Source organism: Kitasatospora sp. GP82, assembly GCF_029892105.1.
Classification (GTDB): domain Bacteria; phylum Actinomycetota; class Actinomycetes; order Streptomycetales; family Streptomycetaceae; genus Kitasatospora.
Genome location: NZ_JARZAJ010000057.1, coordinates 1 through 22,724, shown reverse-complemented (window position 1 = coordinate 22,724; position 22,724 = coordinate 1). Strand labels below are relative to the sequence as shown.

The following is a 22,724-nucleotide window of genomic DNA, read 5'->3' as shown; positions in this document are numbered from 1 at the left end:
CATGAAGCTCCGCTGGTGGCGACGACCGCCCTCACCACCACGCCCTGACTGGCTGGCCATCGCCGTACTCGAACACGACCTGTACGGCACCCGGTCAGTGCCCGGTAGCGCGGCCGAACTCGTCCTCTCCTCAGCGCGTTGACCACCACCGGCCTCAGCACCCACGAGATGATGCGCCGCATGACCGACTGCACCGCCACCGGCACCATCACCCTCAACAGCGAGACCATCGTCGTCATCTGCAACCTGCCACCCCACTACGGCGACTGAAGGGCCCGCTTCCCCTCGGCTTCGACGCCGGGAGGAAGCGGGCCCTTTTGGGCTGCTCCCCGCGCCCGCGGGAGATGAGCGCGCACCGCGCCTTCGTCCGCAGCCCCGGGGGCCTCTGGACCGTAGGCCGCCCAGCGGCCGGATAGCAGCCTCCGGTCAGGCGCTGTCGCCCGCCCAGTCCCAGCGAAGAGGATCCTGAGCCCGGGGCTCGTAGTGCGCGCGCCCGCCCGGGCCGTGCCGGCCAATCTCGGTGAGCAGCGCGGCGCCGTCGGCCAGCTCCTCGGCGCTCCAGCCGGTCACGTCCAGGAGCCCGTCGAGGGGACCGGCGCAGAGTTCGCGGTAGACGTGGCCGGGCTGGGGTCCGGGGTCGCCGTCGTGGTCCGCTCCGTAGACCCGCCCCCGCATCAACGCCTCCTCATCCATGCTGGTCAGCTTCCCAGCCGCCACCGACAACGGCGGCGGCCGCGATCAGTCCCACCACTCCTCACCGGGACTGGCGCCGTGGCCCGGGCCGCAGTCACACCTGCCAGGCCCACAACGCCTGGCGACTGGCAGCACGACGGCCCGGTGGACGAGTCCGAGTCCGGCGAACCTTCAGGAAGAGTCGGGCTTCAAGCGGGAGGTTCGGCCTCCGGGGACTCTCCGGGTTCGGTCTCCGAGGACTCCTCGAAGGGTGTTGTCAGGTTGAGCGGGGTTTCGGGACAGGGGCCCGGTTCGGGCGTGGCCGTGCGCTGTGGTGAGGCTGGTTCAGGCTGCGGTGGGCAGGCCGGCGGTGCCGGTGATCTGCTCCCAGATGGCGAAGCGGATGATCATCTCGGCGCGGTAGTCGGGTCCCGTCATGAGGTGGCGCCGGGGTCGGAAGTGAGGGCTGATGCCGCTGAACGCGGCCAGGAAGCGTTGCGCCGCGCCGACGGAGCGGAAGCCCTTCATGGCGCGCTCGCGCTCCCGGGTCGGCAGGTGACTGTTCTCGGCCCGGTTGTTCAGGCCCTTGTGGGAGCGGTGCTCCACCGACGGCATGACCTGGCGGTGGGCGGCGCCGTAGCTGGCGAGCTTGTCGGTCACCACGACCCGGGGCACCGACCCGGTGGTCTTCATCAGCTTCCGGAAGAAGCGCCTGGCCGCGGCGGTGTCGCGGCGGTTCTGGACGAGGATGTCCAGCACGTGGCCGTCGGCGTCGACGGCCCGCCACAGGTACCGTTGCCGACCCTGCATCTTGACGAACACCTCGTCCAGGTGCCATTTGTCGCCCGGATTCGGGCGGCGCCGGCGCAGCGCGGCGGCGTAGGCAGGCCCGAACCGGCGCGTCCACTGGTGGACCGTCTCGTGACTGACCTCGACACCGCGCTCGAGCATCAGCTCCTCGACGTCACGCAGGCTCAGGCCGAACCGGTGGTACAGCCATACACAGTGCGCGATGACCTCCCGCGGGAAGCGAAAGCCCCGGTACGACGGCACGTCCACGAGCAGCCCCTCCAGCCAGCCGACCAGACAGATGATCAGCCACCGCAGAAGGACCCCGCTCAACCTGACAACACCTGTGGGGGAGACGGCGGGGTTTCTTCGAGTTGTGCACCTGACCGCAGGCCAGGAATCGAACGACTTGGAAACAATGGTTTCCAAGCACCCGGAGGGCGAGCGGCTCGGCCGCTGGGTCCAGGCGCGGCGGGCCGGATGGCAGGGTCTGGAGGAGAAGGACCGGCGGGGACCGGGCGAAGCTGACCCCGGGCCAGCTCGCGCAGCTCGCCGAGCACGGGGTCGAGTGGGCGTGAACGCCGCGACGCGCTGGCCGCCGTCGGCCTGACCACCACAGGCCGACCGCGCCGCCGGCCAGCCCACCGACACCCACGCCGCGATTCTCGCCCGCCGCGGTTGCACGGCTGCCGACGGCTGGGACTGGTGAACTACCGACCGTTGTCTCCGCCGCGCAACACGGGTCCAGGAGGCCTCAGACTCCTCCTGACGGCGCGTCTTGTTAGCTCCCATCGGTCTTCTGGGGCGGCACCGCCGGTGCCGGGGCCGCGGTCTTCCTGCGGGCGCGGTAGGCGGCCTGTCGGCAGGCCGCAGAGCAGTGCTTCCGGGGCCTGCCTCCGAACGGACCGGCCGGACGGAGGACGTCGCGGTGGCAGGTGGCGCAGGTACGCAGGAGGGCGCGTTCGAGTTTCTCGATCTGGTTGATCAGGCCCTTCGGCACCCCGTCGGCCAGCTGGGCCAGGTGATGAACTCGGGACGGGTGTAGGAGGACGGAGATCTGTTTGCGGATCTCCTTTTCCATGTCCCACCAGCCCTTGCCGCCAGTGGCCCGGGCGATCTCGGCGTTGGACCACCAGCCGGCGGCGAGGGCGAGCATCGCCTGCTCGACGGTTCGGCTCAGTTCGCTGTCCATGGCCGCGGTGGAGGCTTCGACCTGGGCCGAGACAGGGGCGTGGTGGGGGCGGCGCCTCACTGGGCGTCCGCGATGGGAGCGGGTTGTGCCAGTTCTCCTGCTACGACGGTGGCCGGCATCGGTGGAGCAGTCTCGGTCGGCTGGGCGGGGATGACCAGGGCGGTACCTGCGGGGCGGGAGCGGGGCGCCAGGCACCGGAATGCCTGGACGACGGCCGCGAGGGCGGTGAGGACCTTCGGGACGTCGCCCGGCGGGGCCTTCCTGATCGCCACGCAGCCGAGGATACCGATCACGGTGACGGTCAGGAACAGGGCGATCAGCGGTGCCGCGAGCGCGGTCCACGCGGCGGTCTCGAAGGTCACGTTTTCCTCCTGAAACGCCTGAAGGCCCCTGGGAGCCAGGGGCCTTCACTGAGTGCGACGGGGTGTGGGAAACAAAAAAACCCCGCCGGGGCGGGGTCGAAGCGACGGCGCTTCGTCGTCTGGACACAAGTGTATTTCCATCACCATCGTCGCGTACAAGCTGACCGCCCGTCAAGTCCCGGCGGATTCCGCTGGTCAGGGGCTCGATTCCTGGATGCATTTTCCATGGTTCGGTTTCGTAACGCCCTGCCGCTGGGGCGGTCAGGTGAAGGCGCCTTAGAGGCTCCGCCAGTAGGTAAGGCACCGGCCAGAACAGGGGCGCGGGGAACTGCACGGCGGGAGGCTGCAGACCGTTGCCTTCCGGCCTCCCGCACTTCCTTGCGCCCATCTTGGCTACCCGGTGGCCAGCTCCAGGTCGAGGACGAGAGCATCATGCACCATGACGTAACCAAGCTGCTGGTAGATCGAGTTGCTGGTCCGGTTCGCCAGGTCGGTGTACAGCAGTACCTCCGTCGCACCCTGGGCGAGGGCGTGCTCCGAACCCGCCGCGACGATGCCGCTCGCGTAGCCGCGACGGCGTAGCTCGGGCGGGGTGTAGACCGGCCCGATCCGGGACATCCCCGCGATCACCGGGCTGACCCCTGCGAACGAGACTGGGCGACCATCGTCCTCCCAGACGTGCAGTAGGCCCTCGGCGATCCGACGCCCGACCAGCGCATTGTGGTCCACGCCGGGGCGGGCGGCGGCGCTCTCCGCCGAGAAGGCTTCGTGCCACGCGACCAGCAACGCGTGGTCGGCCTTGACAGCCAGTCGGGCGCTGCCGCTCGGAGCCGGGTCGGGCTGAGCCAACGCCCAGAGGTGGTAGAGCCGTTCGTGCACCTGCACCTCTGCCCGCCTGCCGGTGGTCCGCTCCCAGGCCCGCGCGAAGACGGCGGCCAACTGCTTGTTCCCCTGGACGGAAGGCACCGCCACCGCGGCCGCCGTCGCCAGCACCTCCGCGAGGCGACTGGGAGCCTCCCCGCTCATCGCCCCCAGCACCACCCCGAACGGCGGAGTCTGCACGAACACCCCGGACACCGGCCTCTGGGGCTCCTCCTGCCACCACCCGAAACGCGGCTGCCCCTCACCGAAGGCGTGCGGACCGTCCTTGGCCAGCCGGTCCACGATGGTCAGCGGCACGGTGTTCAAAGCGGGCTGGGCGGCGAGGAAGTCACCGGCCACCACCCGGAAGTCGTCCAGCGAGGTACTCAGAGTCCAGGTCATGCCACATCCTGGCGTACGAACGACAGGTACCGCACTCCAGTTAAGGCGTCCGCCAGTACGTCAGCGGATGCGGGCGCTTCGTGGGCGGGTGTCCCAGCGGTAGAGGGTCCAGGCGCGGCGGATCAGGCAGCGGACGGTGATGATGGTGCTGGCCAGGGCGATGAAGAACTCGATGGGGGCTTTTCGTCGCTCGGTGCAGCGGCGGAGCTTGCCGAAGTTGTTCATCCAGGAGTTTGTTCGCTCCACTACCCATCGTCCGCCGGCCTGGATCGGCGTCTTCGTGCCGCGCTCGGCGATCTAGCCGGTGATCCCTCTGGCCTCCAGGTCGAGGTGGACCATGCTGTAGTCGTAGCCGGCGTCCAGCCTCAGGCGCGGCTGCTCGGGTAGCGGCCCCAGTCACCGGGCAGCACGGTCTCGTCCGGGCACTCGCCGCGGTGCGGGACCAGCAGCACCGCACGCCCCGTCACCTGCGCCTTCACCGGAGCTTCCGCAACGGCGGCCTCCGCCTGGGCCAGATCCTGCTCAGCCAGCCGCTGCAGGACCCGCTCGGCGACCACCAGCTCCTCCCGCTCCGCATGGACTTCCTGAAGCTGCTTGCCCAACTCCTCGGCGAGGGAGTCCAGCTCGCTCCGGCGCGCCGTGATCCGTTCGAGCTCCGACATCCCCGCACCCTCCCCGCGACCCGGCGGCGTATCCGCACCGCGACGGATCGTAGGCGGACCCCCACGGCAGGCGCAGCAAAATCCGAGAACCCCCCGCTGGCCGCCCAGTCAGACGATCTTCACCACGGACACCAGCCGCCGACCAGCGTGAGCACGCTGAAACCTGCGCACACCAGACCCGTGACCTGCAACTTCACGATGCACACCGCTCAATGCCCGACCCGGCCAGTCACCGCGACACTGGGCGACCAGCGGCCTGAGGCGAGTCGGGTCGACAAGCACCACACACCAGTCGAGATGCGCGGCCTCAGCCTGTCGATGTCATCACGTTAGCGCCGGCACCACCCTGGTGCTCGCTCCGACATAGACGGGTGCCACCAGACCCGCCATGCCTAGGATGCCGCTCTGGAGCTCCCGTCCCGGGCCATCAACACATGTTGGCGGCGGCCAGAGCCTCCGCCTGACGGCGGGTGAGCCGCCAGATCTGGTCCTCGCCGGTCTCGGCCGGGGCAAGGCGCTCGGCTGGGCGGCGGAGGTGTTCGATGAAGCCGAGACGGGCCGGGACGGCGCCGCTTGCGCGGTTGGCTGCGTCGTGGACGACCTCGACGTAGTCGACGCCGGGAAGGCGGAAGGCCTGTTCAACCAGGGCGCGGGCCGTCCGGGTGGCTATGCCACGGCCCGTGGCGGCTGGGTGCAGCCAGTAGCCTATCTCGCGGCCGCTGGCTGGCGTATCGCCGCAGCGGAACAGCCCGCAGGAGCCAACAATGGCCCCGTCCAGGACGACTGCATAGGTGAAGTCCTCGCCGCTCGCCCAGCGTTCCGGGCGGCTGGCCAGGAACTCGGTGGTCTTGGCCAGGCTGTGCTCAGCAACCCAGGGCATCCATGGGCGTAGGTGCTCCAGCGACTCCTCGATGACCCGGAAGAGCTCCGGAAGGTCCGCCTCGCCGTTGAAGCGGCGCAGTGTCAGGTCGTCCAGTTCGATCACCGGCTGTGGAAGGTCCATGCCAGGAGGATCGTATGCGGCCGCTTCGGTCGGCAACGGGATTTCGAAGCACGGTCTAACCCAGACAGGTGTCAACTAATCACACAGCGCAGGGAGATCAGCTGTCCGCCTGAAAGGAACCGAAATGTCCGCTGAGAGGGATTTGGGCGTGTCCGTTGACACCCCCGGCGCTCCTCCCCCTGCCCTTCCTCGCCCTCCCTCCCGCCGGTGGCGCCGCGACGCGGTGCCACCGGGCCGCCGCGCAGCGGACAACACCTCACGCCGTTGGCGCGCAGCATCAGGTTGCCGAGGTCTCCTCCGCTCCTGCTCTGCGTGCCTGCTCTTCCTCTGCTCTTCGTCCAACCGGCTCCAGCACCTGGACTTCTCCCGGCACCGCCACCGCAGGGGTCAGGGAAAAGTAGTCGGCGCTCCGCGGCCCTATGGACAATGCGCTCTGAGCTGCGAAAACACCATGATCACCCGAGGGAGCTGAGGCAACCCCGAGTAGCAAGCCCAGCAGCAAGCCCAGAGGCAATCTCAGAGGCAACCCGCGCACGGGCGCTCGCTCGGCTGGCCCAAGGGTTGTGCCGGGACACGTTAGTTGTCACCTGGACAGGCTTGTTGTCACCGCGGGAAGCACTCGTGCTGCGCCGGTGTCGGACCCCCTGGCTCGAGGCTGTCTCGTAACTCGGCTGGCGGCAGGTGCCCGCCGGTCGGCGGCGGTGCGGGATGACCGTGCCGGTGCCGCGGTAGGCGCCGTCGGCCAGCGCGATCGCGTCGCCGCAGGCGGTGGCTGGTCCCCCAGATGATCGACGCGATCGCGCGGGAGTTCCAGGCCGGCTTCGGTTTCAGCCGCCGGGGGCTCTGTTCGGGCCAGTTATGCAGAATCGTGGTTCCCGGACCGCCCGCCGGGACGATTCTGTTGGTGCTGCCCCAAGTGGCAGCACGGACCTGGGAGATGACACGCCCGGTCGAGATGCCGCTTGAAGAGTTCGTACAGGCGGAAGGGGCAGCAATGCGGCGATGAATTCATGAGCGTCTGCTGAGGCGCCGGCGGGAGCCGGTGTCGAGCCCTTATGGCACCTGCACCGGCTCCGAAGAGCCGCGACGACTGACGAACGAGCCGTATCGACGGTCACCGGCGGCGTATGCCTGCCGCTGACTCCGTCGGCTGCCCGCTTGAACCGCTGCCACCGCACTGACCCAGCACCTGCCAGCACCGAGCCTCAACTGCGCGTCTTCTGCCCGCATCGCGTGAAGCGCCGAAGTAGGGAGTCCTGACCGTGCCGTCCTTGCTGAACTACGCCATCCTCACCGATCCGACTTCGCTCTCAGCGTCGCAGCCCGGGGCACCGTCCGTGGGAACGGTGTACGTGATCGTGTCCAACACCCACCAGTCCGAGGTGCGGTGGGATTTCATCGATGTGGAGATACCGGTCGGCAGCGGCCCCGCCGACCTGACGGGCAACCCCACCGCGATCAGCGCGAGCATCGAGAAGGACTACAAGGTCAACCGGGAGCCGGAGCCGACCTTCGACTGGGACGGTACGCTCGGCCGCTTCCGGGCGCATGACCCCTCCGGGGGGAGGCTGACCCTGCCTGAGGAGGAGTCGCTGGTCCTGAGACTGGAGAACATACCGGTTTCCGACATGGCGGGGCTGGTCCGCCTCAAGATCTACGAGCGCTCCGGCGGCGGCGACAGCAACATCCCCATTCGGCGGGCGAACTTCATCACCACTCTCGGGCTGGTGAAGCAGGCTCCGAAGATCCCACGCAACTTCCGCCCGGAGAAGAACTCCCTGGTGGACGTGGACGCGAGCCAGAACGTCGTGCTGGCGTGGGAGGGGCCGGACAACCTCGACTACTGGATCCGCGATCCGCAGGGGAACGAGGTGCTCGTCCAGGCGGCGGCCCCGGGACCGCAGGTGACCCAGCAGCCCTACACCTGGTCACCCCCCTCCGCGCCGAGACGGGGCACCACCTACACCCTCATCGCCGGGACGACCACCGCCGCGCAGCAGTACCAGGGGTACTTCCTCACCACCACGGTCCACGCACTCGTCCCCGAGTTCGACAGCGGGACGCGCACTCCGTGGGTCGAGCAGGCGCCGGGCAGGAGCCGGGTCACCTTCTCCGCGACCGGGGTGGAGATCCACAGCGGGACCGGCGGCCTGGGAACCGTCCTGGCCGAAAGGGTCGACGCGGAACGCGTGAACGCCAGGACGGTGCACGGCAGCAACTCCAGCGACGGATGGATCGACTTCCCGACAACAGGAATAGAGATCCATCAGGGCGGCTCGAAGCAGCTGGGCGCCCTCTCGGCTGAGAAGGTCGACGTCGACCGCGTGAACACCAGGTCAGTGCACGGCAGCAACCCCCGCGACGGATGGATCGACTTCCCGCAAGCCGGAGTTGTCGTGCACAAGGAGGGAAATCAGGACCGGGGGACCGTCTGGGCCGACAAGGCCGACCTGAACGGTGTGCAGACCGCATGGGTGCAGGGGCCGAGCGACAGCGACGGGTGGATCGAGTTCCCGCCGTCCGGGCTGAACGTGTTCCACGGCCAGGGAAAGGCCTGGGGAACCGTCTGGGCCGACAGGGCCGATCTGAACGGTGTGACCACACATTGGGCAGAGGGGCCGGACGGGAAGAAGAGCCGCATCGCCTTCACCGAAACCGGCGTGAAGATCACCGACCCTGAGAAGAAGCGGGGCACTGTGGTCGCCGGCGAGACCAACGTTCGCAGCGTGGTCACCCCCTGGGTGTCGGGGCCCCAGGCTGGAGCGGGATGGATCTCCTTCCCGAACGAGGGGGTGGACGTGCACCGGGATGGCGAGGTTTCCTTCGGAAGGATTCGATACGCCTCGTACAAGGAATCGCAGACGGTGAACGAACGCCCCGTGCACCGCAGGCTGCCCCCTTACGAGTGGCCGCCGCAGTCCGGGACCTAGTCGCGGGCGATATGCGAGTTTGGCGGCTGTGGCCCTCCGGCCGCTGGGTCGCATTGGCCATCGGTCAGGCCGATCCGAGCGGCCTTTTCAGCTGCTCGCCGCTGTTGGTGAGGCTTCCTCCCTTTCGGACTGACTGCCCACAACCGCCAACCCACCTGCCCGAGTTCGGCCGCGACTGCGTTGCTCGGACAAGGCCGGTCTCGGGGGTGGATCTCCGAAACCGGTGACAACAAGACCGACCATGCACCGCAGGTGACAACAAAGATGGCCGAACGGTGCCAACCAGCCTGTCCCGGCACGACCGAACGCGCAGGCCACGCTCTGCGTCCGGTGACAACTAGTACTCCAGCAGGACTTCGACGTTTTGCCTGTTCAGAGGCTGCGCGCGGTGAGTGTAGCTGGCTGATGACCCATCAGGGGCGGTCTTTATGGGGCCGCCCCTCGATCGTGTGCAGCCGACGCTGGTAGTGGCAGCGGCGGGCGACGGCCTGGCGTTGTCGGCGCCAGATGGACCAGTTCAAGGCATGAGCACGCGGCGAGCACTGCGGCGGACGCGGGCCGTGGGGTCGGCCAGCTGCCAGGAGTCGCCGGATCTCTGCCACGGTGAGGTCGACCAGGGTGCGGGAACCGTTTCTGCAGCCCCCTTTGATGCCGCGGCCGCGGCCATCGCGGCCAGGAATGCGTGGGCGAGCATGGCCAGGGTGATGTGTCGCATCCAGCCGGTGTAGCGGCGGACCTCGTACTGGTCCAGGCCACACTCGTTCTTCGCGGCCTGGAAGCACTCCTCGATCGCCCAGCGCATCCCGGTGATCCGCACCAACTGTTCAACGGTCGTGTCGAGTTGCGCGTAGGCGAGGTAGTAGGCGATCTCGTCGGGCCTGCTCAGGCTGCGGCGGGCCAGCGCCCACCGTTGACGGGCCTGGGCGTCGTCCTGGTAGTCGAACTCCGCCACGGCGGGCAGTCGGATGGCCGCCCAGTGGTAGACGCGCGGCCCTTTGGCGCCGTTGCCGCACGAGATCCGCTGCCAGGCGTCGGCCGGGGTTTGGGCGAACAGCCAGTCGATGCGTGGACAACCCACGCTGAACTGGGACTTGGGAACCGCCAGGACGTAGCCGATGCCGGACTGTTCCAGCATTCGGCGAAAGCGCCCTTCTTGTCCGTAGGCCGAGTCGGCAGTGACCCAGGCGATGGGCAGGTCGGAGGCGAGGGCTCGTAGCACCAGGGCCTTGGCGAGCTGGCCCTTGGTGCGGAAGTCCCGCTCGTCGGGGATCTTCGCCGCGCGGCAGCGGTCCTGGTCCTCGGTCCAGGACTTGGGCAGGTAGAGCTCGCGGTCCACCAAGGCCCGGCCACGAGTGGTGGCGTAGGCGGCGAAGACCCCGATCTGGCAGTTCTCGGTGCGGCCGGCGGTGCCGGAGTACTGGCGCTGCACGCCTGCGGAGGTGGTGCCCTTCTTGACGAAGCCGGTGTCATCGATGATCAGGACTCCGTCGTCGGCGCCGAGGCGTTCGGCGACGTAGTGCTGGAGCTCGTCGCGGAGCTCGTCCGCGTTCCAGCGGGCGCCGGCGAGCAGGTGCTGGAGCCCGTCGGGGGTAGTGTGGCCGGCGTACTCGGCCAGCTGCCAGCCGTTCTTGCGGCCGACCGGGCCGAGCAGGCCCCGGACGTAGTCGCGCATCCGGCGGCGCGGCTCCACACGGCTGAAGCGGTGGCCGACGCGGAGGAAGAGGTCTTCGAGTTCGTTGTCCCAGGTCTCGGCCGCAGGCTCGTTGATCACGACGGGAGGCTGCCCCGCCACTGCCACTACCAACGCCGGCTGCACACGATCGAGGGGCGGCCCCATAAAGACCGCCCCTGATGGGTCATCAGCCAGCTACACTCACCGCGCGCAGCCTCTGAACAGGCAAAACGTCGAAGTCCTGCTGGAGTACTAGGGGAGCACCACGATCGGGAAGTGCGTCGGGCTCCCCTGGACCGGCAGTCCGCAGGTCGTAGAAGCGCTGACGCCGCCGATGCGCGTGCCCGGATCCAAGCCCTGCGAGGTCACGATCCCGAGGTCCACGCTGTCCACCTGCCCGGGCCGCAGACCACCAGGGAACGTGCAGGTGGTCGAGTGCCCGAAGGGCATCGGCCTGCACGCGCTCGGCAGTGGCTGCATGATGAACACGCCCGGCGCCAGCCCGATTGAGATGGTGACCGTCTCGTCCGTCGATTCCGTCCCGACGTTCACGACCTCCGCGTGCAGGGTGCTCCGGCCACCAGACCGCACCTCGACCGCCCCCGGCGGCACCAGCACCAATTCCGCCCCGCCATCCGCCCACGCAGGCGCCGCAACCGCGGGCGCGACCGCCAGCAACGCGCTCACCGCACCGGTCGCGGCCGCCCTCCACCAGACCCCGCTGTACATGACTCCGTCCTGCCTTTCCCGTCGACGTCGTCCCGTTCCCTCCAGAGTGCCGACGGGCAACGCTGCTCTGGCGCGGACACGACGGGATGGCTCCAAACGAGCGACACCCTTTCGCGGCGCGGCACTCTCTGGTCAGGTCTGTTTGCCGAGAGGCGCCATCATCGGCACCGCGCAGCTCGTCGGCTGCCACCGCGCCAGCGGCGACTGCTGCCCCGAGTGCGGTTTCCCGGACTGGCACTGGGAACTCGCCGAGGTCCAGGCCCTGGCCGCGCCCGCCGCAGCGAAGGGGGCGCTCGGCCTGTGGATCCTGCCAGGTGAGGAGGTGCTGTTCGCCGTCCTCGACAGACGACGGGCCCATCTGCCCCGTGTGTGACGGCACCGAAGGCGATCACCAGATCGGCTGCCAGCGGTAAGCGCTCCTGAAGTCCAGACCGGCTGCCGCCCGCCGGGCAGGATGAACACCACCACCACGCCGTAGCAGAAAGCCGATCATCAACCCGGAGGCCGCGCATGAACGAGACACTCTTCGCCAAGATTCACGTCGCCGCCGAGCAGGTGATCTACCGGTCCTGCGACAATGCCAGGCCCGAGCGGATTCGCGTCCGCGACTACCTCGGCGGAAAGCAGGCATGGGTCGGGACGCCGACACCGGCGATGACGCGCGCTGGGTGTGGACGCAGTACCTCCACGACAGCCCGCTCGCCCCCCCGGGGGGGGACGCCTTGGAAGACAGCCCGCACTGGCAGGAGCATGAGGCGGCCACTCGCGGGAGGTCCACGGCCGGCGAGTGGGACGCCACGGTCAATGCCTTAGGGCATGACCTTGCCGACGCCGCCCAGGGCCTGGGCGGCACGCTGGTTGATCTGCCACAGCTGGCCTTCACGGTTGCTGACGTAGATCCAGCCGTTGACGGTGTCCAGTGCGAGGCCCTCGCACGTCCCCAGGCCTGTGGCCACCACGCGCTGCGCGCCGTCCGCGAGGGCGATCTCGTACAGGCGCCCGTTCAGGTGGTCGATGGTGTACGCCCGGCCGGCGCCGTCGAGGGCCACGCGGATGGTGCTCGCCCCGGGAAGGTTGGTCACGGTGCGGTAGGTGCGCGCGGCCAGGTCGACCTCGTACAGGTGGCCGCCGTTGTCCTTCCGGCCGACGTACGCCTTGCCCCGCCCGTCCAGCGCCACTCCGGCGATGCCCTGCCCCAGGCCGGTGGCGATCGTGCGCTTCTGTCCGCCTGGCAGGTCGACGGCGAACAGCTGCCCGTCGAGCCAGCTGGCGACGTAGGCCTTGCCCGCTGCGTCGAGCGCGACGCCGTACGCGCCCGATACGTCGGCGATCTTGCGGGAAGAGCCTTTGGACAGGTCCACCGCGAGCAGGCGCGCGCCGCCGTAATCGGTGGAGTAGGCCGTGCCCTGGCCGTCCAGCTGCACATCGCCGATGTCGCCCAGGGTGATCGCGGCCGGGCGCTGGGCGCCGGTGTCGAGCTTCACCGCGGACAGCTTCTGGCCGCCCCGGTCGGCGACGTACGCCGTGTTCAGCGACGGGTCGACCGCCAGACCTTCGGATGTTCCCAGACCCGTCGCGATGAGGGCGTAGCTCCTCCTGTTGCCGATAAGCTTCGACAGGTCTTCGAGCTTCGGCATGTCTTCGTCGCTGATGCTCACCTTCGGCGGTCCGAACGCCTTCGTGGTCGCGGAGGCCATGGTGGACGTCGAACCGGGGTCTTCGGAGACCTGGCGCTGCGCGGCGGCCACGCCCTGGGTGTTCTGGAAGAGCGGGTTGAGGAAACCCATAACGTCGAACGCCCCGTGCGCGGTCTGGCGCACGAGCCACGGGTCGCGCTCGCTCTCCAGCTTGCGCACGGCGTCCGAGACGTCACCGGCTCCCGGAGTGTCTTTGTTGAGCGCCTGAGCGGACTTGTCGGCGGAACCGGCTTGGTCTCCGCTGTTGTCGAAGATGTTCTTGAAGGACATGGGCTTCCCTCCTGACCCCTCCTAGAGGGGCTGCTTCTGGTTCTGGTAGTCGAGTACTTCCGGCTGGAAAACCCGGTGTTCTCCGGTACGGACAGCGACGATTTCGGCCGTCCCCTTCTGCAGGAACCGCTTTCCTTCGTCAGCCAGGTCGAAACGGCTGGAATCGACGGAGGCCTCGCCGAGTTTCCACGCGATGACCCGGGAGTACTTCGGGTCGACGGCCTGCGGCGGAGTCTCCTTGACCGCCACCGGCTCGGGATAGTACAAGGCGACCCAGCCGCCGAAGGTGACGGGGAACTCATAGTCGAACTGGCGAATCTGACGCCGCGTCGTGGCCATGACGTCCGCCCGGCTGGCGACTTCGAAGCTGACCGACGACTGGTGCTTCCATTCGGTGGTCAGCGAACCACTGACGGAGCCGGTGATCCCGAGCAGGAGCTCTCCCCACAACTCCCCGGTGCCGGTGACGGAACTCGTGGCTGTGGTGTTGCTCGTCGCTTCCGTCTGGGACTCCGTGTTGACGCCCTGGTTGTCCTTGCTGTTGAGCAGGGTGGTCTTCTGGTACTGCTTCATCTCCATGCTCTTCTGGAGCTGCTGCTGGAGCGATGCGATGGACTTCGCCCCGAAGGTGAGCTTCACCTCCCCTTGCAGCGACCAGCTGATCGTGTTCGAAATCGAGAATTCGACCGTGTCCGTCACGGTGATTTTGATCGGGTCGGTGCCATTGACGTACGTCTGCTTGGAGATCATGTCGGGAGGGGGCTGCTGGATGTCGCTCCGTTCTTCGACGACCGGTACGCCGACATTCATGTAGGCGCGCCAGCCGCGCTCGTGCGCGGTCTCTTCTTCCGGCGGGAAGCTGCCGTAGCGCACCTTGTTCAGGGAGAACCCGATCGGGTCGATCTGCTCACCCCCTCCCTGGGCGGTCCGCTTGAGTACGTTCCGCAGTTGGTTCCGCTGCAGGATGCCAGCGGCCCTGGCTGCGATTTCGAGTTCCTCTTGATTCCGCGTGGTCAGCGGGTGGCGCATGAATACGTCGTTGATGTAGGCCGTTCCCACATCGTTCCTTGCGCTGCTGTTTCCCATGCTCTTCAGACCTCCCTGCGTCGAAGACCGGTGACGCTACGCATCCGGCGGCGGATGAACACCGTCCGGAACTCGCCACCTGGTGAGAACCGGACAGATGCCGCTGACCAGGCGTTTGATCGCATGCGGGCGGGCGCGTTCCCGGGTCTGTCCGCTGTCCCCGGGGGCACCGCTGCTTGATCTTTGGGGCCAAGATCCGCGGGTGCGGTGCCGCGGCTGTCGACATCGCCGGGCGCGCGAGGTGTCCGGATCTGCGGTCCCGTGGCTGCCGGCGCTGCCGGGCCCGCCAACTTTCGGCTCGATTTGTCCTCAGATGAATGTTCGACTCCGCAGCGCAGCGGCATTCCGGCAGGCGCGGCCGCCCGTACAGCGAGCATCCGGGCGGACCGCTCCCGGCACAGTTGCGAGGGCGCCGCAGGGGGTGCTGACCTGCACCACCAAGGTTCACGGCGGGCTGGGCGGCCGTACCTTGATGCCCGCCTCGACGCGCGGCGGCCCCGGTTCGCCGGCGGGCCTACCGGTGGCAGTGACCGCAGACCGTGGTGCCCGCGAACGCCCGACCAGCGGCCGCGACGTCGCGGCCCGTCAGCGGCGCGGCGGCGTCCAGCACCGCGCTCAGCGGCTGCCGCACAGTGCTGCCGGGCTGATGGGCCCGCCCCGTCATCGCGTACGCGTCTACATCGGTGACGTATGTGCCGGGATCACGGACGAGCAGGCTCTTGGCCTTCGTCTGGCTCCTCCAGTCCTCGACAGTGCCGACCCAGCGGGTCTCGGCTTCCGCGGCGCTCATGCCGAATCGCCGGAGCGCTCGGCGTCCCGGTCGCCTCCGTCGCGGTCGACGCCCCGGCCGCCGGGAGCCGCCGCACCTGACAACCTCACATCACAACGCTCACGCCGCCGAACCGCCCCCACAACGCGCTCTACGTCTGGCATCAAGGGCTCGAGCGACGCGAGCGCGGCAACGATGACCTCGGGCTCCAGACCGGCCGCGGTCGCCCGGCCAATCAGCGCGGAGCGGTCCGGCTCGCCCAGGCCGCGCTCGGTGGGCACCGTCAAGATTTCCGGGCGGACCATCAAGGCTTCCGGCCACCGGAAGGCCGGGCATTGGTACGGCGGCGGCGGCGACCCGGTCCGCCCCGGATGCCACCCGGACGGCAGTAGGGCGGCGGGTCACCCGTTCTGCAGGTACACCAGCTGCACGCTGTGGGCGCGGCCTGCTCGGGGGTGTCGTGCAGGGCCGCGAGCTGGGTGGCGTGGTCGCCAAGGAACGCCAAGGCGCAGCGCGACCTCGGCCGCAGCGCCGACTCCCGCGAGGGCATGCGACAGGTCGCCGCCGGCACCACCCGCCTGGCACCTGCGGCCCGCCGGGGCCTGGCGCACCTGGCCCGCATCAGCGGCGACTTTCCCACCGCGCTGGCCACCGCGCAGTCCCTGGGCTGGAAGGGCCGCCACCAGCGGGTGCTGGGTGATCTGTAGTGGCTCAACGCCGAGATGGACCAGGCCGCGACCGCGTACGAAGCCGCCCACCTGGAGGCCGAGGAGCACGCGGTGGCCGGCGAGCGCGCCACCTGCCAGGCCCAGCTCGCCCTCGCCGCCGCGTTCGCCGACCCGCAGCGGGCCGGCGACGAACTCGCCCTCGCCGACCAGCTCCTGGCAGGCCTGGACCTGCGCGCCACCACCCTCACCACCCGCATCGCCCACCTGGTCGCCTCCGCCGGCACCAACCCCGACCTGGAACAGCGCGCCGACGTGCTGCGCGCCGACATCCAAGCCGCCGGCCTCACGGCCGCACAGCAGCCCAACCTTGAACTCGCGCTGTGCTTCCACCACGCCGTCCAAGGTGCCGACGACCAGCTGGCCACCGTGGTCGGGCGGCTGCGCGAGCTCACCCAGGGCGGCGACTGATTTTCCCTCGGGTGTATTCCGGAATCAGAACTGTCTCGACGAATTCGTCCATCTTGTGCAGGTAGATGTTGGAGAGGATCGGGGAAACCACCCCACCCTGCGGACTCCCACTGAGCGTTGCATTCCAGATCCAGTCCTCCATGTATCCGGCTTGGAGCATGTTGCGCAAAAGCCGCAGGAACCGGTTGTCGTGGATGTTCTCTCCCAGGATTCCGAGCATGACCGAGTGGTCCAGCCGGTCGAAACACTGGGCGATATCACCCTCGATGAACCAGGCCGTCCCGGTCCATGTATTCGCCACGTCCCGCAGAGCGGTGTGGCATCCCCGGCGGGGACGGAAACCGTGTGAAGAGTCGGAGAACGTCGTTTCGTAATACGCCTCAAGCAGCAGGCGCACCACCTCGCCGACGAGCTTGTCCGACCACGGAGGCAGGCCGAGCGGCCGCAGCTTGGTGCTGCCGCCCTTCTTCGGGATGTAGACCCTCTTGGCCGGGCTCCACCGGTAGCGCTCGTGGCGCAGCGCATCGATGATGCGCCCGATCTTGCCCAGCGACATGCCGTCCACGGTCTCCCCAGTGACCCCGGGCGTCATGGCTCCCTTGTTGGAGTACAGACGCCCGTAGGCCAGCAGATACAACTGCGGGTTGAACAACTGCCGATACAGCTCATCGCACGGCAGGCCACGCCTGCCACGCGCACGGAGGACACTCAGTACCGTTTCGGCACTCTGCATTACGCATACCTCCCAGCCTTCGAGTGTCCGATCACCTGGCCCCCTTCGCCCATGCGGACAGCTTTCCCGTCCTCCTTGGCCGGTCGTGACTCCGGCGACTACTACGGGGCCTCCGTCGCCATAGGACTCGCATCCCGTAGGCGATCCCATGTTCGTCCTTGTCGTACGAAATAGCGTGACTTAGGCGTCCCACTCATCCCCTTGAATGCCCTCGCTGGGCATCGCTCCGCGCTCCGGAGGTTGCGTCGGGCATTTCACTAACCCGTCGCAGGGCGCGGCACCGGTTACGGGCGTCGTTCCGGTGGATTCGACCTTCAATCTTCCGGGGATTAGGATTCAGTCAATTCAGATTTCGCCATATCACGCGGGTCCCGCGACGCACCGCTTCTGACGCCTGAACACGGCCGTCGCTTTCCTGGCATGCTCTGGTCCCCGTCACCTTTCGGATCGAGGTAAGCCATTGGACCCGAGAATCTCCCTCCAAATTCCCCCCGACTAAATCGGGGATACGACAAGGCGCCTCATGGCGCACTGAAACCTGTCAGCGACCTGGATCGCGCCGGGCGCTGCGGTGCGGGCGGCCTCGGCATACGCGCTCGCGCGGTCCCGGCACACGATCTCGACCCCCGGATGGGCCCGGAGCCAGGCGGTGAACGTCTCGGCGGTGCGGTCGGGCAGCACATCCACGCGCTCGCCAGTCTCCATGTCCAGCAGCACCGTCCCGTACACATGTCCCCGCTTCAGTGCGAAATCGTCCACACCCAGCACGCGCGGCACCGCCTCGACCGGCACGTCGGGAAGCCTTCGAAGCAGTCTGATCAGGGAGTTCGCGCTCGTGCCGACCGACAGATGGGTGGCCAGCCGAGCCGCTGGCCGCCCGGCCAGAGCCAGGGCGACCTTCTCCAGAGCCCGGCGAAGCGGCGAGGTCCGGCGGGCGAACGGCTCGGTCAACCCCGATATCTGCTCGACGAACATCCTGCGCGGGCAGGCCGCGGTCGGGCACAGGAATCGCCTCACCAACAGATCGATAACGGCCCCTCGCCCGGCCACCGCGAGATCAGCCAGGCGTCGGCGGTACCCGCCGTGGACACGGTCCGAGACCGTGCCGCACCCCGGGCAGGTCGCCTGCCGGGTCGAGCTCCGTGCCGAGAAGGTCACGACGTCGTCGCCCACGACGACCTCCTCGATCGTCACGGGAGCCAAGTGAGAGAAGGCCGTCCAGAGCACGCTGCAGTCACACGAACGACGATCTTCTCATGCCAAGGTGACGGACCGTCATTGCTCCACAGAGAGTGGATCAGAACCGAACTTCAAGGCCATTGACAATCATCCCACGGCACCGAAGAGCCCTCCGCTCAACCTGACAGCGCCGATCGGCTCGTGGTTCGAGTCAGTCAGCCCGGAGCAGGGCGTGCAGCTCGGCGGTGCCGATGATGTGGGCCCGTGAGGGGAAGACTTGATGGAGCAGGACGTTGTGGACTTCGGTGTCTGGGTCGGCGACGCCATCGGACAGGACGTAGAGCTGGTAGTCGCGGTCGGCCGCGTCGATGACGGTGGACAGGACGGCGCCGCTGGTGCTGATGCCGGTGACGACCAGAGTGTTGATGCCGCGCTCGCGTAGCTGCTGGTCGAGGTCGGTGGTGGACATGCCGCCGTAGCGGGTCTTGCGCACGATGATGTCGCCGTCCTGAGGAGCCAGGCGCTCGTGGATGGCAGCGGCAGGGTCCTCGTGGTGCATGACGCGGTGTTGGGCCAGCGGGGCGAAGGACTTGTTGGTGGCCGGGATCGCGTCCCAGTCGGCATCGGTGAAGCCGGCGCGGACGTAGGCGATGGTGCCGCCGTTTGCGCGAACGTCGGCGATGGCCCCTTCCATGTGACCGAGCAGGGCTTCGCGGTCCCCACCTTCGGGCAGAAAGGCCAGGATCGCGGGCTGGTAGTCCATGACGAGAAGAGCGGTGTGCGCGGGGTCGAGTGCGGGGGCAGTGCTCACGCGAGTGTTCTCCTTGCTGGTGGTGTGCCTGGCCGACGCAAACGCGCATCGGCGGACCGGCTGCGGCCTGCGGGCTTCAGCGGCGAGTTGCGGTGTGTCATGAGTGGCTACGGGCCAGTTCCGGCTCGTGCTGCGACGTCTGGTCGCGTCGGGGAAGCAGGAGCGGGGTGGTCAGGATGAGCAGTCCCGCGACCGTGAGAGCGGTGCGTGGGCTGGTGACATCGGCGAGCAGCCCGCCGAGCGCGGTGAGGACGGCGATGGACGCCTGCTGGCCGATTGACCAGGCCGACAGGGTGCGGGCGACGAGATGCTGGGGGGTGTGTTCGAGCCGGTAGGTGGCGAGCACCGGGGTGTACAGGCTCATGTTGATGATGATCGCCAGCTCGACGGCCATCACGGTGACGAGGCCGACGACGCCGGGACGGACGAAGGCCAGGCCGATCAGCCAGATGGCGCGCAGGGTGCCGACGGTCCGGAAGACCCGGTGCCGGCCGTAGCGGGCCACGACACGGTGGGCCAGCCGGGAGCCGATGAGTCCGCCGAGACAGGGGGCGGCGAAGGCAAAGGCGTACTGCCAGGGTGGGAACCCGAGTTGGCGAAGCAGGAGAACGGCCAGCAGCGGCTCGGTGGCCATGATCAGACCGGAGACGAGCATGTTGTTGAGGTAGAGCGCCCGCAAACCGGGAGCGCCCATGATGTGTCGCCAGCCGTCAAGCAGTGCGCCCGCCCGGACCGGGCTCCTGTCGGTCGTTCGCGGCGCTTCTTCGTGGCCGCGGATCGCGGTGATGCCCAGCGCGGAGAGCAGGTAGCTGAGCGCGTCGGCCACCACGGTGATGACCGGCCCGAACAGGCCGATCGCCGCCCCGCCGAGCGGCGGCCCGACCGCGATGGAGCTCCAGTTCGTGGACTCGAACCGCGCGTTGGCGACGAGCAGGTCATCCGGCCGGACGAGGGCCTTGAGGTAGGCGCCGCTGGCCGCGTTGAACGCGATCTTGGCTGCGGCGACCACGGCCGAGATCACGAGCAGCTGGACGAACCCGAGCCGGCCGAAGGCGTAGGCGACCGGGATCGTCGCCATGGCCGCAAACCGGGCCAGGTCCATCGTGATCATGATCGGGCGCTTGCGCCGGAATTCCACCCACGGCGCGAGCGGCACCGCGATCAGCGCGCCCACCGCCGGCCCCACCGCGGACAGCGCGGACACCTCGGCGGGGCCGGCATGCAACACCAGCACGGCGATCAGCGGCAATGCCCCGAACCCCAGCCCGGACCCATACGCGCTCACCGCATATGCCGCCCACAACCAGCCGAACTGCCGGCCCAACGGTCTCCTGCCCACCATGCTCAGCGCGCTCCCCTTGAAGTCCCACTCGAACAAACTGACGTTGCCCAAGGAGAGCTAAGTGGGCAGGACAACAGCAGGTCAAACAACTGTCCTGCCGGTCATTCACAACCACCCGTTGTTCACTAAGGTGGGTCGGCGTGGATCTCGAAGCAGTACGTACCTTCGTCGCCGTCGCGGAAGCGGGGCAGTTCCAGGAGGCCGCCGCCGAGCTGGCGGTCACCCAGCAGGCCGTCTCCAAACGCATCGCCGCGCTGGAGCGCAACCTCGGCGTGCGGCTGTTCAGCCGCACCGCGCGCGGCGCCGAACTCACCATCGACGGGCAGGCGTTCCTGCCCCACGCGCGCGAGCTGCTGCGCGCCGCCGAGCGCGCGGGTGCGTCCGTGCGCCCCGGCCGCCGTCCGCTGCGCGTCGACGTGCTCACCTCGCGCAGCGCGCAGTCGGGCCTGATGCGCGGCTTCCACCGCGCACACCCCGACATCGAGCTCGACGTGCTGATGCTGTTCGACATCGAGACGGCCGTCGCCGCCATCCGCTCCGGTGCGATCGACGCGTCCTTCCGCGCCGTCGCCGCACCCGGCCGGCCCCTGCCCGAGGACATCGAGTCCGTCCGGGTGCTCGACGAGCCGCTCCAACTCCTCACCGGCCCCGCCCACGCGCTGGCGGGCGCCCGGTCGGTGACCCTCGCTCAGCTCACCGGGCACCGGATCTGGATGCCCGGCATCGTCCCCGGCACCGAGTGGACCGCCTACTACGACGACCTCGTCGCCGAGTTCGGCCTCACCATCGAGGCGACCGGCCCCAACTTCGGCTCCGACGCGCTCCTCGACACCATCGCCGACACCCCGGCCCTGGCCACCTTCATGGGCGAGCACACCCGCCTCATCTGGCCCGCCGACCACGGCCTGCGCCGCATCCCGGTGACCGACCCGACACCCGTCTACCCGCACTCGCTCCTCTGGCACCGCGACAACCCCCACCCGGCGCTGGCCACCCTCCGCGCCCACCTCGCCGCCACAACGGCCGGCCACGACGCCGCCGGGACCTGGGCACCGCGCTGGGTGATCCCGCGCTGAACGCCGCCACGCCCACGATCACCGTGGCCGGATCGAGGACGGTGACTCCGGGCAGACATGGCCATCGGCACACACCGGCTCCCCCCTCCGTGGTCAAGGCTGTGAACTGCCCGGCACCGCGCGGCTCCCTGTACGTGCCGGACGTCCTCTACGACCGCGACGGCGGCCAACGGCCGGGGCCCCGCCCGCCGAAACCGCGAGCAGACCTCTCCCGGGAATTCCGGCAGGGCTCCCGCCCGGAATTCCGGCACCGGATAACCGGCTTTATCCCGAGGGAAATACCGTCCGAATCCGGGAGCGGAATACGGCGGGCATTCCGACCCTCCGTCAATTCGGTGGGGCGGCCGGACCGCGTCCGGCCGCCCGGACAACCCCGAAGCACCCCCGGAGACGGTCCCGGGACGGCGGAGAGAGAACACCGAGCGTCACCAGGCGCGGCAACCCGGAGCACCCCGGAACGACCCGTCAGCCGCTGGCATGTGGTTGGACCAATCCGCGCGCGGGGGCTGGAAACCCCGAAAACACGCCGATTCCCACCCCGGCCTGCTGAACAAGGTCACACCCCGGACCGCCCACGGCAGGACCGGAAACCGCCCCGGGAGCAACAGGGAGCAGCGGGGAGCAGCAGGCGGCAGCACCGGCGGGAACAGGTTCCGTCACCACCCACCCCGCCACAACCACAGCCGTGTCGTGGACGCCCTGGAAGCCGTGTCCCGTGGCGTACGCGACCGTTTGGCAGGTCATGATGATCAACCGCCGCTCCCCCGCCCTTACGGCCACCGCGCTCCTGGCGATGGCCGGCCCCCTCGCCGCACCCGCCCAAGCGCAACAGTCCCGGGCCGAGGTCCGGGTCAACACCTTCGTCAGGGAGTACCGCGAGGCCGTCCTCCACAAGGGCCACAGCACTCCCGCGCAGGCGCTACCTCGCCCCTGACCTGAACAAGCGGCTCGATGCCTGGGACCTGCAGCACGACACCGACCCCGTCTTCCGCGCGCAGAACATCCCAGCCGGCTGGACAACCCACTACGAAGGCAGCGGCGCGGGCCACTCAACCATCGTCCTGACCGAACGCCGGAGCGGCGGCGCCAAGCAGGAAGTCTGGTACTCCGTCAGACTCCAGGACCTCGTCATCAACGACCTCAAGGACCCAGCCACCTGACACCACCCCCACCCCCGCCGGACACAGCACCGGCGGACGGTGTTGTCACGTTGGCGGCTGAGGGATGATCTTCGGGTTGGTCGTGCTGGGAGGGGTCTGTCGTGGAGAGCGTGTCGCCGTCGTACAGGGGTCACCGGTACCCGGTGGAGATCATCTCTCATGCGGTGTGGCTGTACTTCCGCTTCCCGCTG

The 22,724-nt window shown here is 68.8% G+C and carries 24 protein-coding genes and 3 pseudogenes; 9 read left to right on the top strand and 18 right to left on the bottom strand.

Going from position 1 to position 22,724, the window contains the following annotated elements; translation table 11 throughout:
• Positions 1-138 precede the first annotated feature (138 nt).
• Positions 139-270 carry a hypothetical protein gene (locus tag P3T39_RS33660; protein ID WP_280703069.1) on the top strand — a complete coding sequence of 44 codons (132 nt, stop codon included), beginning with the start codon at positions 139-141 and terminating at the stop codon, positions 268-270.
• A 156-nt stretch (positions 271-426) separates the two neighbouring features.
• On the opposite strand, the gene P3T39_RS33655 is transcribed toward P3T39_RS33660, so the two are convergent.
• From P3T39_RS33655 to P3T39_RS33620, 8 genes and pseudogenes are all read right to left on the bottom strand, one after another.
• Positions 427-693: a hypothetical protein gene (locus tag P3T39_RS33655; RefSeq protein ID WP_280703068.1), complete on the bottom strand. Its 267-nt coding sequence runs from the start codon at positions 691-693 to the stop codon at positions 427-429.
• A 324-nt stretch (positions 694-1,017) separates the two neighbouring features.
• Entirely contained in the window at positions 1,018-1,758 is a 741-nt protein-coding gene (locus P3T39_RS33650) for an IS6 family transposase (protein WP_280703092.1), read from the bottom strand.
• Between the two features lie 484 nt (positions 1,759-2,242).
• Positions 2,243-2,653 (bottom strand): hypothetical protein, encoded by a 411-nt coding sequence (locus P3T39_RS33645; protein WP_280703067.1) that lies wholly within the window; start codon positions 2,651-2,653, stop codon positions 2,243-2,245.
• 56 nt (positions 2,654-2,709) lie between these two features.
• Positions 2,710-3,015, bottom strand: a complete 306-nt coding sequence (locus P3T39_RS33640) for a hypothetical protein (RefSeq protein ID WP_280703066.1) — start codon at positions 3,013-3,015, stop codon at positions 2,710-2,712.
• A 393-nt stretch (positions 3,016-3,408) separates the two neighbouring features.
• Positions 3,409-4,278 (bottom strand): GNAT family N-acetyltransferase, encoded by an 870-nt coding sequence (locus P3T39_RS33635; protein ID WP_280703065.1) that lies wholly within the window; start codon positions 4,276-4,278, stop codon positions 3,409-3,411.
• A 60-nt stretch (positions 4,279-4,338) separates the two neighbouring features.
• Positions 4,339-4,680 (bottom strand): annotated as a pseudogene (locus tag P3T39_RS33630) (IS5/IS1182 family transposase); the annotation flags it as partial.
• Positions 4,644-4,940, bottom strand: a complete 297-nt coding sequence (locus P3T39_RS33625; protein WP_280703094.1) for a hypothetical protein — start codon at positions 4,938-4,940, stop codon at positions 4,644-4,646. The pseudogene P3T39_RS33630 and the gene P3T39_RS33625, both read right to left, overlap by 37 nt.
• Positions 4,941-5,367: 427 nt before the next feature.
• The gene (locus P3T39_RS33620) at positions 5,368-5,943 is read right to left on the bottom strand and encodes a GNAT family N-acetyltransferase (RefSeq protein ID WP_280703064.1); all 576 of its coding nucleotides are present in this window, start codon (positions 5,941-5,943) and stop codon (positions 5,368-5,370) included.
• A 784-nt stretch (positions 5,944-6,727) separates the two neighbouring features.
• Between P3T39_RS33620 and P3T39_RS33615 the strand changes: the two genes are divergently transcribed.
• Together P3T39_RS33615 and P3T39_RS33610 are read left to right on the top strand one after the other, a co-directional pair.
• Positions 6,728-6,949, top strand: a complete 222-nt coding sequence (locus P3T39_RS33615) for a hypothetical protein (protein WP_280703063.1) — start codon at positions 6,728-6,730, stop codon at positions 6,947-6,949.
• Between the two features lie 256 nt (positions 6,950-7,205).
• The gene (locus tag P3T39_RS33610; protein ID WP_280703062.1) at positions 7,206-8,873 is read left to right on the top strand and encodes a hypothetical protein; all 1,668 of its coding nucleotides are present in this window, start codon (positions 7,206-7,208) and stop codon (positions 8,871-8,873) included.
• Between the two features lie 517 nt (positions 8,874-9,390).
• On the opposite strand, the gene P3T39_RS33605 is transcribed toward P3T39_RS33610, so the two are convergent.
• Both P3T39_RS33605 and P3T39_RS33600 read right to left on the bottom strand, forming a co-directional pair.
• The gene (locus tag P3T39_RS33605) at positions 9,391-10,563 is read right to left on the bottom strand and encodes an IS701 family transposase (RefSeq protein WP_280703091.1); all 1,173 of its coding nucleotides are present in this window, start codon (positions 10,561-10,563) and stop codon (positions 9,391-9,393) included.
• Positions 10,564-10,797: 234 nt separating this feature from the next.
• Positions 10,798-11,232, bottom strand: a complete 435-nt coding sequence (locus tag P3T39_RS33600; RefSeq protein ID WP_280703061.1) for a hypothetical protein — start codon at positions 11,230-11,232, stop codon at positions 10,798-10,800.
• Positions 11,233-11,416: 184 nt separating this feature from the next.
• Between P3T39_RS33600 and P3T39_RS33595 the strand changes: the two genes are divergently transcribed.
• The gene (locus P3T39_RS33595) at positions 11,417-11,647 is read left to right on the top strand and encodes a hypothetical protein (RefSeq protein WP_280703060.1); all 231 of its coding nucleotides are present in this window, start codon (positions 11,417-11,419) and stop codon (positions 11,645-11,647) included.
• Positions 11,648-12,083: 436 nt separating this feature from the next.
• On the opposite strand, the gene P3T39_RS33590 is transcribed toward P3T39_RS33595, so the two are convergent.
• From P3T39_RS33590 to P3T39_RS33575, 4 genes are all read right to left on the bottom strand, one after another.
• Positions 12,084-13,241, bottom strand: a complete 1,158-nt coding sequence (locus tag P3T39_RS33590; protein WP_280703059.1) for a hypothetical protein — start codon at positions 13,239-13,241, stop codon at positions 12,084-12,086.
• Positions 13,242-13,262: 21 nt separating this feature from the next.
• A complete protein-coding gene (locus P3T39_RS33585) occupies positions 13,263-14,327 on the bottom strand; it encodes a gluconolaconase (RefSeq protein ID WP_280703058.1) in 1,065 nt (354 codons plus the stop codon).
• Positions 14,328-14,841: 514 nt separating this feature from the next.
• The gene (locus tag P3T39_RS33580) at positions 14,842-15,117 is read right to left on the bottom strand and encodes a hypothetical protein (RefSeq protein WP_280703057.1); all 276 of its coding nucleotides are present in this window, start codon (positions 15,115-15,117) and stop codon (positions 14,842-14,844) included.
• Positions 15,114-15,383 (bottom strand): hypothetical protein, encoded by a 270-nt coding sequence (locus P3T39_RS33575; RefSeq protein WP_280703055.1) that lies wholly within the window; start codon positions 15,381-15,383, stop codon positions 15,114-15,116. The genes P3T39_RS33580 and P3T39_RS33575 overlap by 4 nt, the downstream gene beginning before the upstream one ends.
• A gap of 192 nt (positions 15,384-15,575) precedes the next feature.
• Here P3T39_RS33575 and P3T39_RS33570 point away from each other — a divergent pair, with 192 nt between their 5' ends.
• Entirely contained in the window at positions 15,576-15,803 is a 228-nt protein-coding gene (locus tag P3T39_RS33570) for a hypothetical protein (RefSeq protein ID WP_280703054.1), read from the top strand.
• A gap of 15 nt (positions 15,804-15,818) precedes the next feature.
• The gene (locus P3T39_RS33565) at positions 15,819-16,232 is read left to right on the top strand and encodes a hypothetical protein (protein ID WP_280703053.1); all 414 of its coding nucleotides are present in this window, start codon (positions 15,819-15,821) and stop codon (positions 16,230-16,232) included.
• On the opposite strand, the pseudogene P3T39_RS33560 reads toward P3T39_RS33565, so the two are convergent.
• The 4 genes and pseudogenes from P3T39_RS33560 to P3T39_RS33545 form a co-directional block, all read right to left on the bottom strand.
• A pseudogene (locus P3T39_RS33560) lies at positions 16,219-16,965 on the bottom strand (reverse transcriptase/maturase family protein); the annotation flags it as partial. The gene P3T39_RS33565 and the pseudogene P3T39_RS33560 sit on opposite strands and share 14 nt — an antisense overlap.
• A gap of 495 nt (positions 16,966-17,460) precedes the next feature.
• A complete protein-coding gene (locus P3T39_RS33555) occupies positions 17,461-18,159 on the bottom strand; it encodes an ISL3 family transposase (RefSeq protein WP_280703051.1) in 699 nt (232 codons plus the stop codon).
• Between the two features lie 196 nt (positions 18,160-18,355).
• Positions 18,356-18,955 carry a cysteine hydrolase gene (locus P3T39_RS33550; protein ID WP_280703050.1) on the bottom strand — a complete coding sequence of 200 codons (600 nt, stop codon included), beginning with the start codon at positions 18,953-18,955 and terminating at the stop codon, positions 18,356-18,358.
• A gap of 97 nt (positions 18,956-19,052) precedes the next feature.
• Entirely contained in the window at positions 19,053-20,297 is a 1,245-nt protein-coding gene (locus P3T39_RS33545; protein ID WP_280703049.1) for an MFS transporter, read from the bottom strand.
• 140 nt (positions 20,298-20,437) lie between these two features.
• On the opposite strand from P3T39_RS33545, the gene P3T39_RS33540 reads away from it, so the two are divergent.
• The 3 genes and pseudogenes from P3T39_RS33540 to P3T39_RS33530 form a co-directional block, all read left to right on the top strand.
• On the top strand, positions 20,438-21,373 hold the full coding sequence (locus P3T39_RS33540) for a LysR family transcriptional regulator (protein WP_280703048.1): 936 nt from the start codon (positions 20,438-20,440) through the stop codon (positions 21,371-21,373).
• A gap of 715 nt (positions 21,374-22,088) precedes the next feature.
• Complete coding sequence (locus P3T39_RS33535; protein ID WP_280703047.1) at positions 22,089-22,307, top strand: hypothetical protein; 219 nt, start codon at positions 22,089-22,091, stop codon at positions 22,305-22,307.
• Between the two features lie 327 nt (positions 22,308-22,634).
• Positions 22,635-22,724, top strand: a pseudogene (locus P3T39_RS33530) (IS6 family transposase); the annotation flags it as partial.